This window comes from Pseudomonas spartinae (assembly GCF_965197125.1).
GTDB lineage: Bacteria > Pseudomonadota > Gammaproteobacteria > Pseudomonadales > Pseudomonadaceae > Aquipseudomonas > Aquipseudomonas composti_A.
The window spans coordinates 66302-81270 of sequence record NZ_CBDAMB010000001.1; the positions used below are offsets into that span (position 1 = coordinate 66302).

Annotated in this window: 11 protein-coding genes, 1 other RNA gene and 1 pseudogene; 5 read left to right on the forward strand and 8 right to left on the reverse strand. The window is 62.6% G+C overall.

What is annotated here, in order from left to right; translation table 11 throughout:
• Positions 1-53 precede the first annotated feature (53 nt).
• Together rtcA and ACN8M7_RS00310 are read left to right on the forward strand one after the other, a co-directional pair.
• Entirely contained in the window at positions 54-1076 is a 1023-nt protein-coding gene (gene rtcA / locus ACN8M7_RS00305) for an RNA 3'-terminal phosphate cyclase (RefSeq protein ID WP_490259386.1), read from the forward strand.
• Positions 1077-1154: 78 nt separating this feature from the next.
• Positions 1155-1400 carry a PA2433 domain-containing protein gene (locus tag ACN8M7_RS00310; RefSeq protein WP_490259387.1) on the forward strand — a complete coding sequence of 82 codons (246 nt, stop codon included), beginning with the start codon at positions 1155-1157 and terminating at the stop codon, positions 1398-1400.
• A 4-nt stretch (positions 1401-1404) separates the two neighbouring features.
• On the opposite strand, the gene ACN8M7_RS00315 is transcribed toward ACN8M7_RS00310, so the two are convergent.
• Positions 1405-4320 (reverse strand): hybrid sensor histidine kinase/response regulator, encoded by a 2916-nt coding sequence (locus tag ACN8M7_RS00315; RefSeq protein ID WP_490259388.1) that lies wholly within the window; start codon positions 4318-4320, stop codon positions 1405-1407.
• Positions 4321-4448: 128 nt separating this feature from the next.
• Between ACN8M7_RS00315 and ssrA the strand changes: the two genes are divergently transcribed.
• Positions 4449-4840: a transfer-messenger RNA gene (gene ssrA / locus ACN8M7_RS00320) on the forward strand.
• A gap of 39 nt (positions 4841-4879) precedes the next feature.
• Here ssrA and ACN8M7_RS00325 read toward each other — a convergent pair.
• From ACN8M7_RS00325 to ACN8M7_RS00355, 7 genes and pseudogenes are all read right to left on the reverse strand, one after another.
• Positions 4880-5059: pseudogene (locus ACN8M7_RS00325) on the reverse strand (phage integrase); the annotation flags it as partial.
• A 65-nt stretch (positions 5060-5124) separates the two neighbouring features.
• The gene (locus ACN8M7_RS00330; RefSeq protein ID WP_490259389.1) at positions 5125-6072 is read right to left on the reverse strand and encodes a D-2-hydroxyacid dehydrogenase family protein; all 948 of its coding nucleotides are present in this window, start codon (positions 6070-6072) and stop codon (positions 5125-5127) included.
• Between the two features lie 14 nt (positions 6073-6086).
• Positions 6087-7601, reverse strand: a complete 1515-nt coding sequence (locus ACN8M7_RS00335) for a tripartite tricarboxylate transporter permease (protein ID WP_490259390.1) — start codon at positions 7599-7601, stop codon at positions 6087-6089.
• A 3-nt stretch (positions 7602-7604) separates the two neighbouring features.
• The gene (locus ACN8M7_RS00340; RefSeq protein WP_490259391.1) at positions 7605-8057 is read right to left on the reverse strand and encodes a tripartite tricarboxylate transporter TctB family protein; all 453 of its coding nucleotides are present in this window, start codon (positions 8055-8057) and stop codon (positions 7605-7607) included.
• A 48-nt stretch (positions 8058-8105) separates the two neighbouring features.
• Positions 8106-9086 carry a Bug family tripartite tricarboxylate transporter substrate binding protein gene (locus ACN8M7_RS00345; RefSeq protein ID WP_490259392.1) on the reverse strand — a complete coding sequence of 327 codons (981 nt, stop codon included), beginning with the start codon at positions 9084-9086 and terminating at the stop codon, positions 8106-8108.
• Positions 9087-9127: 41 nt separating this feature from the next.
• Complete coding sequence (locus tag ACN8M7_RS00350; RefSeq protein WP_490259393.1) at positions 9128-10378, reverse strand: OprD family porin; 1251 nt, start codon at positions 10376-10378, stop codon at positions 9128-9130.
• Between the two features lie 39 nt (positions 10379-10417).
• On the reverse strand, positions 10418-11494 hold the full coding sequence (locus tag ACN8M7_RS00355; RefSeq protein ID WP_061241961.1) for a 4-oxalomesaconate tautomerase: 1077 nt from the start codon (positions 11492-11494) through the stop codon (positions 10418-10420).
• A 213-nt stretch (positions 11495-11707) separates the two neighbouring features.
• Between ACN8M7_RS00355 and ACN8M7_RS00360 the strand changes: the two genes are divergently transcribed.
• Entirely contained in the window at positions 11708-12640 is a 933-nt protein-coding gene (locus ACN8M7_RS00360; RefSeq protein ID WP_061241963.1) for a LysR family transcriptional regulator, read from the forward strand.
• 129 nt (positions 12641-12769) lie between these two features.
• Entirely contained in the window at positions 12770-14968 is a 2199-nt protein-coding gene (locus tag ACN8M7_RS00365) for an OsmC domain/YcaO domain-containing protein (RefSeq protein ID WP_490259394.1), read from the forward strand.
• The last annotated feature ends 1 nt before the right edge of the window (position 14969 follow it).

The window sequence follows — 14969 nt, forward strand, 5'->3', positions numbered from 1 at the left end:
ATGATCATGCCCTCGCGCCGCAAGGGCATGTTCAGCGAACACAAGGACACAACATGAACACGGACTTCCTCGAACTGGACGGTGCCATCGGTGGCGGCCAGATTCTGCGCAGCGCGCTGAGCCTGTCGATGCTTACCGGCCAGCCGTTTCGCATCCACAACATCCGCGCCAAGCGCAGCCGGCCGGGCTTGCTGCGCCAGCATCTGACCGCAGTGAATGCCGCCGCGCAGATCTGCTCGGCCAACACCTGCGGTGTCGAACTTGGCTCGCAGAGCCTGAGCTTCGTACCGGGGCCGATTCGCGGCGGCGATTACCGCTTCGCCATCGGCACCGCCGGCAGCTGCAGCCTGGTGCTGCAGACGCTGCTGCCCGCCTTGCTGCAGGCCGACACTCCGAGTCGCATCCATCTAAGCGGCGGTACGCACAACCCGCTGGCGCCGCCGTTCGAGTTTCTCGCGCACAGCTGGCTGCCGTTGTTGCAGCGCATGGGCGCCCAGGTCGAGCTGCAGTTGCTGCGCCACGGTTTCGTACCGGCCGGCGGTGGTGAAGTGACCCTGCAGATAACCCCTGGCGCCCTGCAGCCGCTGCACCTGAGCGGCCCCGGCGAACGCCTCGGCCAGCAGGCTCGGGCACTGCTGGCCGACGTGCCGGGGCATGTAGCCGAACGCGAACTGGCTCGGGTCAGCAAGCGCCTGAAATGGCCGGACGAAGACCTCAAGGGTGTATGGCTGGATCGGGACACCGGCCCCGGCAACATATTGCTGCTGGAGGTCACCTGCAGCGATGTCACCGCCGTATTCAGCAGCGTTGGGCAAACCAGCGTGCGCGCCGAACAGGTAGCCGACCAGGCCATCGAACAGGCGCGCACCTGGCTCGGCAGCGGCGCTGCTGTCGAGGAGCACCTGGCAGACCAACTGCTGCTGCCGCTGGCCATGGCCGGTGCAGGCAGTTTCACCACACCGCACATCAGCGAGCACTTGAGCAGCAACATAGAGGTCATCCGACACTTCATGGATATCGACATCCAGTGCGACAAATCGAACGGTAACGTTCTGGTGCGCGCGCTGCGACGCTGACGGGTTTCGCCGATAACCGGCCACTGACTCAGGCTCTCCTATACTGCAACTCCCAACACCCGTTTCAGGAGAGTCACCATGCGTCGCACGCTCATGTTTCTCGCCGCTGCCCTGATCAGCCTGCCGCTATGGGCCATGCACTGCCCGCAGGACATGGCCAAGATCGATGCGCTGCTGCAAAGCGATCCACCGTCCGATCCCGAGGTGCTGGCCAAGGTCAAGGAGCTGCGCACCGAGGGAGAAGCACTGCACAAGGCTGGCGACCACGCCGAGTCGGTCAAGGTCCTCGGCGAAGCGCTGGATCTGCTGTCAGCCAGCGAGTAAGCCTTCAGAAACCGCTATAAAGCAGACCCAACGCCACCTGCCTGACCTCCTGTAGATCCACCGGCTTGCTCAGGCAGGCCGACGCCCCGCGAGCCTTGGCATCCTCGAACAGACGGGCGTCGGCCACTGCACTGATCACCATCACCGGCACATCACGTAGCCGTGGCTCGGCACGCATGGCATCGAGCACTTCCAGCCCGTTGCCATCGGGCAGGTCGATGTCCAGCAGCACCAGCGCCGGCTCGCTGCCCTGCAGTTCAGCCAGCGCACGCTGGCAGGAACCCACGCCTCTGACCTCGGCAAATTCACGCAACGATGCCTGGAGAATCCTCAGGCAGGCTGGGTGATCCTCCACGCACAGCACCTGCACCAGACTCTGCACACTCTGCGCGGGGGTGTCCTCAGCCTCGTCGTACGGCCCTTCAGGACTCGCCGCACTGGGAATGTCGAGCCAGAAGCGGCTGCCTACTCCGGCTTCGCTGCGCACGCCGATCTCGCCATCCATCAGCGTGGCCAACTCTCGGCACAGCACCAGCCCGATGCCGGTACCCGGAATATTCGAGCTCTCTCGCCCGAGCCGCTGGAATGGCTGGAACAGCTGCGCCTGCTGCTCACTGGACAATCCAGGTCCAGTGTCGTCGACCCACAGTCGCATGCAGTCGGCGCGCACCTCGTAGCCCATACGGATCATTCCGCGCGGGCTGTTGTACTTGATCGCGTTGGACAACAGGTTGAGCAGTATCTGCCTTACCCGCCGTGGATCGCCCTGTACGAACAAGGGAGGATCGGCCGCCTCCATCACCTGCAGCTGCAACTGTCTCTGCTGCACTTCGGGCTGCACCAGCTCGGCACAGCCCTTGAGCAGGCTGCCAATCTCGATCGGCTGCAACTGCAACTGTTGGCGCCGGCTCTCGATGCTCGACAGGTCGAGGATGTCATCCACCAGCGAAGTGAGATGGCGACTGGCACTGACGATCTCACGCGAGTAATCGGTCTCCAGTTTGGCGTCCTGCTTGTCCTGCACCTCCATCTCGATCAACTGGGCGAAGCCGTGAATGGCATTGAGCGGGGTACGCAGTTCGTGGCTCATGCTCGACAGGAAGCGACTCTTGGCCTGACTGGCGGCGAGCGCCTCCAGGCTGGCGTGACGCAGCTCCTCCTCGACTTGCTTGAGCCGGGTAATGTCGACGTGCGTACCGGCGATGCGCAGCGGCCAGCCGCTCTCATCACGCGACAGGACCTTGCCTCGACTGAGCAGCCAGAGGTACTCGCCACGGCAATCGAGATAGCGATACTCGGCGTCGAAGTACTCTTCACCATTGTCGGCGAACAGCTTGCGCAGATGACGCAGGCGCTCCAGGTCGTCCGGGTGCACACGCTGGTTGAACTCGCTCAACGTCAGTAGCGATGCGCCCAATCCGAAGCGCCGCACAAAACGCTCGCTGAGCTCGATGGTCAGCGCGCTGGTATCGATCTGCCAGAGGCTTTCGGTTGTGCTTTCCAGCACCAGCTGCAGGATGCTCTGCGCTTCCTGCCGCTCACGTTCGCTGGCCTTGAGCTGTTTGCCAGCCTGTTGCACGGCATCGGCCAGGCGGCTGACCTCGGCGATATGGCTGTCCGGTGCAGCTGGCAGATACTTGCCCTGCCCAAGGCTGGCGGCCATGTCGACGATGCCATTGATGGGGCCCGCCAGTTGCTCGCTGAGGTTGCGCGAGCGCAGCCACATCAGGGCAAAAAACAGCAGGTAGAAGCCGCCCAGGCCGGCAATCAGCAGATAACCGATCTGCATGTAGCGCTCGGCCAACTGGTTGGTGTCGTGAAAGATCTGCTGCTCATCCACCACCAGCAACAGGCGCCAGCCGGTCTGCGGAACCTCGCTCCAGGCCACCAGTTGCTTGCGACCGCCAAGCAGCACCTCCTGCACGCTGCCATCGCCTGTGTTCATCGCCTGCAGCAGCGACGCCATGCCCTCATGCTTGGCCAGGTTGAAGTCCTCGGGCTTGAGCACCTCGCGGCGCACGGCTTCATCGTAGGAGTACTGAGTCAACTCGCGCAGGCCGAAGTCCCGTTCACCGGCCTTCGGCAGCGCCATGATGTTGTGGTCATGGCTGACCAGCATCGCATAGCCTTGCCAGGGCACGTTGAGCTCCCCGATCTCACCCAGAACCTGGTCGACCGTCACGTCGAGACCGACCACACCCTCGAGAAAATCATCCCGATAGACCGGAGCAATGGCCGACATCATCCAGCCCAGCCCGGCGGGATCGAGATACACCTCGGTCCACATTACCTTGCGTTGCGGGTTGTGCTTGGCGTCGGCAAGGTAATAGAAGTTGTAGTCGGGTATCACCATGTCATGGGGATACTGCGCGGGCGTATCGAACCAGGGGTAAATGCGGTTGTAGCTGTCCCAGGTATTGAAATACAGGGCAGCGACCAACGGGTTGGCCTGCTGGATCGAACGCATCAAGGGATCGAGCTGCGACAGGCGCATCACCTTGTCGTGATCCTGCTGCGCCAACGGTGTGCTGTTGGCGTAGAACGACGCCGCGCGCCCATCATCGCTGCGGGTATAGAAAACGCCGCTGTCGGTCACGGCATGACGCTGACGCTCGAGCTCGTCGGCCTGAAAACGGGTATCGAGCAAAGCCTTGTGCGTGGCATCGCGATACACCTGCACCAGCGACTCGATTGAGCGCAGGCGGCCGTCGATCACCTGACTTTCACGTAAAGCGGCACTGGCCAGATCCTGGACTGCCGTCTCCTGCAGATGGCCGATCTGCGCATCGCGGATCGCCTGATTGCTCAGCAGGTAAACCGTAATCAGCACCGACTCCACCAGAATCAGCGGGATGAGCGCACTTTGCACAAACGCGCGCCAGATCCACTGACGTAGAGGGTAGCGGCTACAACTCGGCATTACGGTTCCTTTGCAGAGGGCGCAGGCAGATGCAAGCCGTCATCATAGCGTCCCGAGAGGGAATCCGCAGTCGACGCTGAGGAACCTTTGCCGTACACTCTGCGTCCTATCTGTAACCACGCAGTTTTGGGGCCGATTAGGATTCGACGCCGGTAGCGAAGCTCGAGGTGCATGCCGACTTGGTAACAGAAGTCGTAAATAAACTGTTGCAACTTTCTATAGTTGCCAATGACGAAAACTACGAGGGCTACGCTCTCGCTGCGTAAGCGGCGCGACTAGTCCTTCTGGTAGCTTCGGCTCCAGCGATCACTAGGGGATGCCTGTAAACCTGAAGTGATTGTCATGCAGAACAGGATCGCCGCGTAGTACGTTGTGGACGAAGTGGCTAAAACTTACACAACTCGCCCAATGCACCCTGCCCGTCGGGCGGCTGAGGGTTAACTCAATAGACACGGCTAAGCATGTAGTACCGACAGTGGAGAACTGGCGGACGGGGGTTCAAATCCCCCCGGCTCCACCAATTGAAGTAAGCATAAGCCCCTGATTTTCCTAGTGAATCTCAGGGGTTTTGTGTTTTCAGGGGCGGCAATTGTTCCGAAAGTGTCACAGCAGCCAACGGGTTGAGTATTACGGCTTCTGCCAAATGCTCCGGTGCCAAGTACGAATAGCGCATGGTCATCGCCAGGCTCGAATGACCCAGGATTATCTGTAGCGTGAGGATGCTCCCGCCCTTCTGCATAGAAGTGGCTGATGCTCGCGATTCCAGTCCCTAATCAGCATGCCCGCGACCCTGCCAACAAAGCCCTACGCGCGCTCAGCGGAGGCGCCCAGTGCAAACGCCCTGACATTGGCGAAGGCCTCGCCGAAGTAGGCTTCGTAGCTGTGCTTCTCGACATAGCCCAGGTGCGGGGTGCAGAGGATACGCGGATGGGTCAGCAGCGGATGATCGGCCTGCAGGATCGGTTCCTGCTCGAACACGTCCAGCGCTGCCTGGCCAGGACGGCCGCGGTTCAATGCATCGAGTAGTGCCCCCGGCGCGATCAGTTCCGCGCGACTGCTATTGACCAGCAGTGCATCGGGCTTCATGCGCGCCAGGTCGGCTGCGCCCACGCAATGCCGTGTGGCCTCTACCAGGCGCAGGTGCAGGGTGAGGATATCGGCCTGCTCGAAGAAGGCCTCACATGTCGCCGCTGCCTCATATCCGTCAACCACGGCCGCCTGGCGCGACGACTCGCTGCCCCACACCAGTACCTGCATGTCGAAAGCACGCGCATAACGCGCCAGGCGCTGGCCGATCTTGCCGTAGCCCCAGATGCCCAGCGTCTGGCCATAGAGACGCTGGCCCAGGTTGACCTGCCAGTGCCCGGCATACAGACCGTTCATGGCCTCGCGCAACTGCCGCCGGGCATTGAGGATCAGTGCCCAGGTCAGCTCGGCCGCAGCGATGGGCGAGCCGGTACCTTCGGCGACGGTCACACCGCGCTCGCGACAGGCGTCCAGATCGAGGTGCGGGCCGGCTCGCCCGGTCTGGCTGATCAGTTTCAGGTGGGGCAAGCGCGCCAGCAGCGCGGCATCGATACGTGTGCGTTCGCGAGTGAGCACCAGCGCTTCGGTATCGGCGAAGCGCTCGGCCAGCACATCCGGATCGCTGACAGGATCGTGATACAGGCGAACATCGAAACCATCCAGCAGGCTGAAACAATCGAGCGTTTGCACGACCCGCTGATAGTCATCCGGTATCACGATACGCATGCCGAGCCTCCGAATCAGGCCACGCTGGCGGCGCGGCCCTGCTGACGACGCGCACGCCAGGCGCGCCAGAATGGCAGCACGATCATCACGGCCACCAGGCCCCAGACCACCCAGGTGATCGGGCTGGCGAACAGGATACCGATATCGCCGCTGGACAGGGACAGCGCGCGGCGCAGATTCTGCTCCATCATCCCGCCGAGGATGAACCCCAGGAGAATCGCCGACAGCGGGAAGTCCATCTTGCGCAGGACGTAACCGAACAGGCCGATGGCGATCATCAGATAGAGGTCGAAGGTGGTCGCGTGCACCGCGTACACGCCAATGGCCGTGACGATCGCCACCGCGGGCACCAGCGCCCAGTACGGTACGGCCAGCACCTTGGTGAAGACCTTGATCATCGGCACGTTCATCACGATCAGCATGATGTTGGCGACGAACAGCGAAGCGATCAGGCCCCAGACGATGTCCGGCTGGTGCTGGAACAGCAAAGGCCCTGGCGTGATGTTGTACAGCGTCAGGGCGCCGAGCATCACCGCGGTGGTCCCCGAACCCGGCACGCCGAGGGTCAGCATCGGCACCATGGAGCCGCAGGCGGCGGCGCTGTTGGCGGTTTCCGGTGCAGCCAGGCCACGCAGGTCGCCGTTGCCGAACTTGTTGTCCTTCACCGCCATGCGCTTCTCGCTCATGTACGACACCGCACTGGCCAGCGTCGCACCGGCACCGGGTAGCACGCCGAGGACGAAACCAACCACGCCACTGCGCAGGTTGGTGGCGAACACGAAACCGCCTTCCTTGAGGGTGAAGAGCATGCGCCCACTGGCCTTGATCGCCTTCTGTCCATGGTGGGTGCGCTCGAGCAGCACCAGCAGCTCACTGACCGAGAACAGGCCCAGCACCAGCACCACGAACTGGATACCGTCAGCCAGCCCGAGGCTGCCGAAGGTGAAGCGATAGACACCGCTGTTGGCGTCGATGCCCACGCACGACAGCAACAGGCCGATCAGCGCGGCAACAGCAGTCTTCAATGGCTTGCTGCCGGCCATGCCGGCCAGACAGGTGATGGCGAAGACCATCAGCACGAAGTATTCGGCCGGGCCGAAGGCCACTGCCCACTTCGCCAGCAAGGGCGCGAACAGCACCACACCGATGGTGGCGATCACGCCGCCGATGAACGAGCTCCAGGCCGACAGCGACAGGGCCACGCCCGCCTGACCCTGGCGCGCCAGAGGATAACCGTCGAGGGTGGTCATCACGGCGGATGCCTCACCCGGAATGTTGAGCAGGATCGAGGAGATACGGCCACCGTACTCGCAGCCCAGATAGACCGCAGCCAGCAGGATCAGCGCCGTCTCCGGCGGCAGGCCGAGGGCGAAGGCGACCGGAATCAGCAGCGCCACGCCGTTGATCGGGCCAAGGCCCGGCAGCAGGCCGACCACTGTGCCGATCAGGGTCCCGCAGAGGGCGGTGACCAGGTTGTAAGGACTCAGCGCCACGCCGAAGCCATGGCTGAGATAACCGAGCGTTTCCATGGGTTAGCTCTCCAGATTCGCGAGGATGCCGAGCGGTAGCGGTACCGCGAGGGCTTTGTCGAACAGCAGATAAAGGCCGATGGCGAGCACCACGCCACTGATCACGCTGTGCAGCCAGTTGCCGCCATACAGGCGCGCCATGCCGATACCGAAGAGCACGCTGGCCAGAATGAAGCCGAGGCGCTCGAACAGCATCGCGTAACCGAGCATCAGGCCGAGGAAGGTCACCGACTTGAGCAGCACCGCACGATTGAGCGGTGGCTCCTCCCCTTCGGCAGGCGCTGGCGGGTTCAGTAGAAGCTGCACGCAGCCGAACGCGATCAGCAACAGCAGCAGCAACGGGAAGGCTTTTGGCCCGACCGGCTCATAGGAAAAAGGCGCGCTGTAGCCCCAGGCCAGAACGGCCAGGACACAGCAAAGCAGCAAGGTGACCCCTGCAAAGATACGATCATGCATGGTGTTGCTCCGCAGCAATGCGCCGCCCGAAGACGGCGCATGGGACTATCACTCAACCAGGCCGAACTCTTCGCCCAGCTTGCGGTACTCCTGAACCTGCGTCTTGACCAGCTTCTCCAGCTCCGGGCCAGTCACGTAGTCGGGCAACACATCACGATCGGCCAGGTAGGTCTGGAAGTCCTTGGAGGCATGCAGCTTGTCGAACTGTGTGTGCCACCAGGCAACGTCTTCTTCCTTCACGTCCGGACCGAGGAAGTAGCCACGGATCAGCGGCCACTGAATTTCATAGCCCTGCTCGCGAGCCGTGGGGATGGAGGCGAGGTCGCCGTCCAGGCGTTCTTCGCTGAAGATCGCCAGGGTGCGGATCTTGTTGCCCTGCTGCGCACGGATCTCGCTGGCGCTGCCGGTGACCAGATCGACGTGCCCGCCCATCAGCGCCATGTAGTGCTCGGCACCGCCTTCGAAGGCGGCATAACGCAGCTCACGCGGGTCCACACCAGCGGCGCGTGCCAGCAGCGCGATCTTCATCCAGCCCTGACCACCGATGCTGCCGCCGCCACCCACGATGATGCTCTTGGGGTCCTTCTTGAGAGCCTGCACCACGTCGTCGAGGTTCTTGTAGGGCGAGTCGTCGCGCACGGCCAGAGTGCCGTAGTCGTTGCCGATCACCGCCAGCCACTTCACCGCGTTCTCATCGAAACGGCCGTACTTGCCCAGTGCCAGGTTGAGCAGCGACGCGCCGGAGAAGGCCACCAGGGTGCCCGGCTCGGCACGGCGATTGGCGGCGATGGAGTTGTAGGCCACGGCGCCGATACCACCCGGCATGTAGGTCACGCGCATTGGCGATTTGAGCAGACCTTCATCCTTGAAACCGGCCTGGGCCAGCTTGCAGGTCAGGTCGAAACCACCGCCCGGTTTGCTCGGGGCGATGCATTCCGGGCGCGCCGGCTCGTTGGCCAGCACGGAGGCGCTGGCCAGCAGAGCGGCCATGGACAGCGGCAGGATACGGCGAATGGAACGAGTGATCATGATGGGTTCCTCTTATTAGATTTGTAGGCAAGGGCGCTGGGTTACCACAGCGGCACGATGTAGCTCAGGATCAGGCGATTCTCGTCCAGATCACGGACGAAGCTCGACCGGTAGGTGGCGTTTCTCCAGGTCACCTTGAGGTTTTTCAGCGGGCCATCGCTGAAGGCGTAGGCGATATCGGTGTCGCGTTCCCACTCGCGCCCCTCGCCTACCGCCAGGTCGACCTGATCGCCGCGTACATAGCGGGTCATGAAGGTCAGACCAGGGACGCCGACCTTGGCGAAGTCGAAGTCGTAGCGCAGCTGCCAGGAACGCTGGTCAGGACCGGCGAAATCGTTGATCTGCAGGAAGTTGGTCAGGTAAGGCGTGGCACCGTTGACGTAGGTGAAGGCATCGTCGCCGAGCATTTTCTGGTAGCCGAGCCCCAGAGAATGCCCCGAGACGCTGTACGTGAACATGGCGTTGACGGCCTGGTTATCGATCTTGCCAACCCGCTCGCGACCCGTTTCGCTGTTATTGAAATAACGCAGGTCGCTCTTCAGCTTGCCGCTGCCCAGTGGCAGGTTGTGCTGCAGCCCGACGAAATGCTGGCGATAGATATCACTCAACTCGGCGTAGTGATAGCTGGCCAGCAGTTGCGGATTGATTGCGTAATCGACGCCTGCGTAGCGCAGTTCGTCGCTTTCCGGGCTGGCGCCAAAACGGCCGTTCTTGTTGTTCAAGGAAAGTTTGTCCGAACCGGACACGTTGCGTTGAACCACACGGTTGATCTCGCCCAGGGTGAAGGTCGCCCCCTCGAGGTCCTTGCTCTGCAGCTGAACACCTTCGAACACCTGCGGCAGCAGGCGCGAGTTGCTGTACTGCAGGTAGGGCATCTTCGGCATCAGCGTGCCGACGCGCAGCTGGCTCTCGGCGAAACGCACCTTGCCGGTCACGCCCAGCTTGCTGTAGTCGTCCTCGGCGCGATTGCGGCTATTGCGCGGCAGCAGATCGGTGCCGCTGCGGTCAGGGGAAGAGTCGAGCTTGACGCCCAGCATGCCGATGGCATCGATGCCAAACCCCACGGTGCCCTGGGTGAAGCCGGACTCCAGATTGAGAATGAAGCCCTGCGCCCATTCTTCGCGCTTGTTCTGCCCGGCATTCTCGCGAAAGTCACGGTTGAGGTAGAAGTTGCGCAGCTCGAGGCTGGCCTTGCTGTCTTCGATGAAACCGGCGGCATTGGCGCCAACTGCAGGCAGCGCCATGACCGTCATACCGACGACGGAGTAGCTGAGGGATTTTTTTCTTGTCATTGTGGTTGGCCCTACGGGTGTGGTTGTAGTGAAGCGGAATCAGGTGCCGGTGCGCCTCAGGCTGGGGATGTACACCTCGCCCGAGAACAGTCGACGGGCAGTGCGTACCAGCGAAGCGCGCAGGTGCTCGGGGTTACCGTCAGCGGCAGGCTGCAGGGAAACCTCGATTTGCCCGCCTGGATGCTCCAGACGAACCACCGCCTCGCCTTCGATGGGCGCGACCTGCTGGGCGACGCTGCCCGGCAGCGCACACGCCGTGGCCAGGCCGATGGCACCGGTGGCAGCCACGGAGCGATGGCAGGTGTGCGGCATGAAATAACGCACGCTCAGCGTGCCGCCCTGGCGTGCAGGCGCCAGCAGCACCGGCTTGGGAATGACCATCTGGGATACGTCGCCGAGCCCCATGGCCAGGCCCGCCTGCAAACGGATACGTTCCAGGCGCTGGAGAAATTCGCTGTCGGCATCCAGCTCGGCAGGCGACTCGTAGCCAGTCTTGCCCAGTGCCTCGGCATGCATCAGCACCATCGGCATGGCCATGTCGATGCAGGTCACCTCGACGCCGTCGAACGTGTCACGCACGCGGCCAGTGGGCAGCAGGCGGCCGGTCTTGGCGCCAGCGGCATTGAGGAAAGTCAGCTTGATCGGAGCAGCGGTGCCCGGCACGCCGTCGATGGCGGTGTCACCGTCGTAGCGCACACGGCCACCCGGCGTCATCACGTCGGAATCGACGAAGGTGTTGGTGTTGAGGTTGCGAATGCGCACGCGGGTCGTCGGCGAACCGGCATTGACCAGGCCGTGCTCGATGGCGAAAGGACCGATGGCGCAGAGCATGTTGCCGCAGTTGGGCGCGGTGTCGACACGGCGCTGGGTGACCATGACCTGCACGAACAGGTAGTCGACATCGGCATCCGGGTGCGGCGAACGACTGACGATTGCCACCTTGCTGGTCTGCGGGCTGCCGCCGCCGATACCGTCGATCTCCAGCTCGTGGCCCGAACCCATCAGGCTGAGCAATACCTCGTCGCGCTGCTGCGGGTCGGTGGGCAGGTGATTGGCCAGAAAGACTGGCCCTTTCGAAGTACCGCCTCGCATGAGTACACAAGGTACCGTCCGCATGATGCCTCCAACGCAATAAAAACAGTGATTGTTGCTTTGCGTGGATTATGGAGAGCGAGTATTTATTCTGTAAATTGCATATATTTCGATATTTATTCCAAGTAACGCATTAATGCACGCTCCGTATTTCCTCGCTTGCCAGCCCTGAACGGAAAGACTAGGGTTCATTGGTAACTAGCAAGCAAAAATATGCACAACTGATAACCCAAGCGCATGAATTACGAACTGCAAGATATCCGCGCTTTCGTGAAAATCGCCGAGTTCGGCAACTTCCACGAAGCCGCCAATGCCATCCACCTGTCTCAGCCGGCGTTGACTCGACGCATGCAGAAGCTGGAAGAAAGCCTCGGTACGCAACTGCTGGACCGCACCACGCGACGCGTCAGCCTGACTGCCGTAGGCCGGGATTTCCTGCCCAAGGCGCAGCGCCTGCTGGATGACTTCGAGCGCTCGATCCTCGGCATCCGCGAGCTGGCCGAGCGCCAGTCCGGCCAGGTCACCCTTGCCTGCATCCCGACGGCAGCCTTCTACTTCCTGCCGACGGTCATCCGTGCGTTCAACCTGCAGTATCCGAAAATCCGCATTCGCATCCTTGATCTCAGCGCCCATGAGGGGCTGGAAGCGGTGATCCGCGGCGAAGCGGATTTCGGCATCAACATGCAGAGCGGGCAAAGTGCGGAAATCGACTTCACCCCGCTGGTCAACGAGCCTTTCGTGCTCGCCTGCCGGCGCGATCATCCCCTGGCCAAACGCTCGGAAGTGGCCTGGCGCGAGCTGAGCGACTACCGCCTGATTGGCGTCGGCCGCCTCAGTGGCAACCGTGTGCTGCTCGATCACGGCCTGGCTCATCTCGACTGGCGTCCAAGCTGGTTCTACGAGGTTCAGCACCTGTCGACCTCGCTCGGCATGGTCGAGGCCGGGCTCGGTATCGCCGCCCTGCCCAGCCTGGCCATGCCCGCCGAGGACCATCCGATTCTGGTCAGCCGGCCGCTGGTCGATCCGGTGATCAGCCGCACCCTGGGCCTGGTCCGCCGCCGCGGCTCCTCGCTGTCGCCAGCGGCGGAGCAGTTCGTCGAAACCCTGCTGCGGCAGTGGCCGAGCTACACCTCCATCGGTACCAGCAATCCCGCAGAACTGGAAAGCTGAGCCCTCGCTCGGGCCGGCGTCGCACTCGCCGCCGGTCCGGCGCGCCTTGATCGCCAGCCACCAAGCAAGACAGGCCGCCGAAAACCCGGATAATGGCGGCCATTTCGTTTTGCTTGCCGGTGCCGCTCCATGGAAATCAAGGTCAACTTTCTCGACAACCTTCGCCTCGAAGCCAAGTTCGATGACTTCACGGTGATCGCCGATCAGCCGATTCGCTACAAGGGCGACGGCTCGGCGCCGGGGCCGTTCGACTATTTCCTGGCCTCCTCGGCGCTGTGCGCGGCCTACTTCGTCAAGCTGTACTGCCAGACCCGCGACATTCCTACCGAGAACATTCGCCTGTCGCAGAACAATATCGTCGACCCGGAGAACCGCTACGCGCAGATCTTCAAGATCCAGGTCGAACTGCCGGCTGACATCTCCGAGAAAGACCGCCAGGGCATCCTGCGCTCCATCGACCGTTGCACCGTGAAGAAGGTGGTGCAGCAGGGGCCCGAGTTCATCATCGAAGAGGTGGAAAGCCTCGATGCCGATGCCCAGGCGCTGCTGATGCCGGTGGCAGGTACCACCACCTACATCCCAGGCAAGGATCTGCCGCTGGAGCAGACCATCGCCAACATGTCGGGCATCCTCGCCGAGCTGGGCATGAAGATCGAGATCGCCTCCTGGCGCAATATCGTGCCCAACGTCTGGTCGCTGCATATCCGCGACGCGCAGTCGAACCTGTGCTTCACCAACGGCAAGGGTTCGACCAAGGAAAGCGCCCTGGCCTCGGCGCTGGGCGAGTTCATCGAGCGGCTGAACTGCAACTTCTTCTACAACGACCAATTCTGGGGCGAGGACATCGCCGCCGCCGAGTTCGTCCACTACCCCAACGAGCGCTGGTTCAAGCCAGGGCCGAAGGATGCGCTGCCCGAGGAAATACTCGACGAGCACTGCCTGGCCATCTACAACCCGGATGGCGAACTGCGCGGCTCGCACCTGTACGACACCAACTCGGGCAACACCGTACGCGGTATCTGCTCACTGCCCTTCGTGCGCCGCAGCGATGACGAAACGGTGTATTTCCCGTCCAACCTGATCGAGAACCTGTACCTCTCCAACGGCATGAGCGCCGGCAACACCCTGGCCGAAGCCCAGGTGCAGTGCCTGTCGGAAATCTTCGAGCGGGCGGTCAAACGCGAAATCCTCGAAGGCGAGCTGTGCCTGCCGGCCGTACCGCAGGACGTGCTGGCCAAGTACCCGGCCATCGTCGCCGGCATCCAGGGCCTGGAGGAGCAAGGCTTCCCGGTGCTGGTGAAAGACGCTTCGCTGGGCGGCGAATTCCCGGTGATGTGCGTGACCCTGATGAACCCGCGCACCGGCGGCGTGTTCGCCTCGTTCGGCGCCCACCCGAGCCTGGAAGTGGCGCTGGAACGCAGCCTCACCGAACTGCTGCAGGGCCGCAGCTTCGAAGGCCTCAACGACCTGCCGCAGCCGACCTTCGACAGCCTGGCGCTGACTGAGCCGAACAACTTCGTCGAGCACTTCATCGACTCCAGCGGCGTGGTGTCCTGGCGCTTCTTCGGCGCTACGCCGGACTTCGAATTCGTCGAGTGGGATTTCTCCGGCGAAGGCGCCGACTCCAACGAGCAGGAAGCCGCGACCCTGTTCGGCATCCTCGAAGACATGGGCAAGGAAGTCTACGTGGCCACCTATGACGACCTCGGCGCCAACGCCTGCCGCATCCTGGTGCCGGGCTACTCGGAGATCTATCCGGTCGAGGACCTGATCTGGGACAACACCAACAAGGCGCTGCTGTTTCGCAAGGACATCCTCAACCTGCACGCCCTGAGCGACCGCGAGCTCAAGTCGCTGCTGCGCAACCTCAACAACAGCGAGGTCGATGACTACACCGACATCACCACGCTGATCGGCGTCGAATTCGACGACAACACGGTGTGGGGCCAACTGACCATCCTCGAACTAAAACTGCTGATCAACCTGGCGCTGAGCAAATACGACGACGCCAAGGAGCTGGTCGAAGCCTTCCTGCAGTACAACGACAACACCGTCGAGCGCGGCCTGTTCTACCAGGCGGTCAACGCCGTGCTGGAGATCCAGCTGGACGACGAACTGGAGCTGGCCAACTACGAGCACAACCTGCGGCGTATGTTCGGTAACGAGCGCATGGATGCGGTGATTGGCTCGGTAGATGGCAGCGTGCGCTTCCATGGCCTGACTCCGACCAGCATGCAACTCGAAGGGCTGGACAAGCACCTGCGCCTGATCGACAGCTACAAGAAGCTGCACGCGGCGCGCGCCAGGGCAGCCGGGCTGGCCGGCTGAG

Coding starts and splice junctions, on each gene's coding strand:
- rtcA (WP_490259386.1), top strand. CDS start 54: ATGAACACGGACTTCCTCGAACTGGACGGTGCCATCGGTGGCGGCCAG.
- ACN8M7_RS00310 (WP_490259387.1), top strand. CDS start 1,155: ATGCGTCGCACGCTCATGTTTCTCGCCGCTGCCCTGATCAGCCTGCCG.
- ACN8M7_RS00315 (WP_490259388.1), bottom strand. CDS start 4,320: ATGCCGAGTTGTAGCCGCTACCCTCTACGTCAGTGGATCTGGCGCGCG.
- ACN8M7_RS00330 (WP_490259389.1), bottom strand. CDS start 6,072: ATGCGTATCGTGATACCGGATGACTATCAGCGGGTCGTGCAAACGCTC.
- ACN8M7_RS00335 (WP_490259390.1), bottom strand. CDS start 7,601: ATGGAAACGCTCGGTTATCTCAGCCATGGCTTCGGCGTGGCGCTGAGT.
- ACN8M7_RS00340 (WP_490259391.1), bottom strand. CDS start 8,057: ATGCATGATCGTATCTTTGCAGGGGTCACCTTGCTGCTTTGCTGTGTC.
- ACN8M7_RS00345 (WP_490259392.1), bottom strand. CDS start 9,086: ATGATCACTCGTTCCATTCGCCGTATCCTGCCGCTGTCCATGGCCGCT.
- ACN8M7_RS00350 (WP_490259393.1), bottom strand. CDS start 10,378: ATGACAAGAAAAAAATCCCTCAGCTACTCCGTCGTCGGTATGACGGTC.
- ACN8M7_RS00355 (WP_061241961.1), bottom strand. CDS start 11,494: ATGCGGACGGTACCTTGTGTACTCATGCGAGGCGGTACTTCGAAAGGG.
- ACN8M7_RS00360 (WP_061241963.1), top strand. CDS start 11,708: ATGAATTACGAACTGCAAGATATCCGCGCTTTCGTGAAAATCGCCGAG.
- ACN8M7_RS00365 (WP_490259394.1), top strand. CDS start 12,770: ATGGAAATCAAGGTCAACTTTCTCGACAACCTTCGCCTCGAAGCCAAG.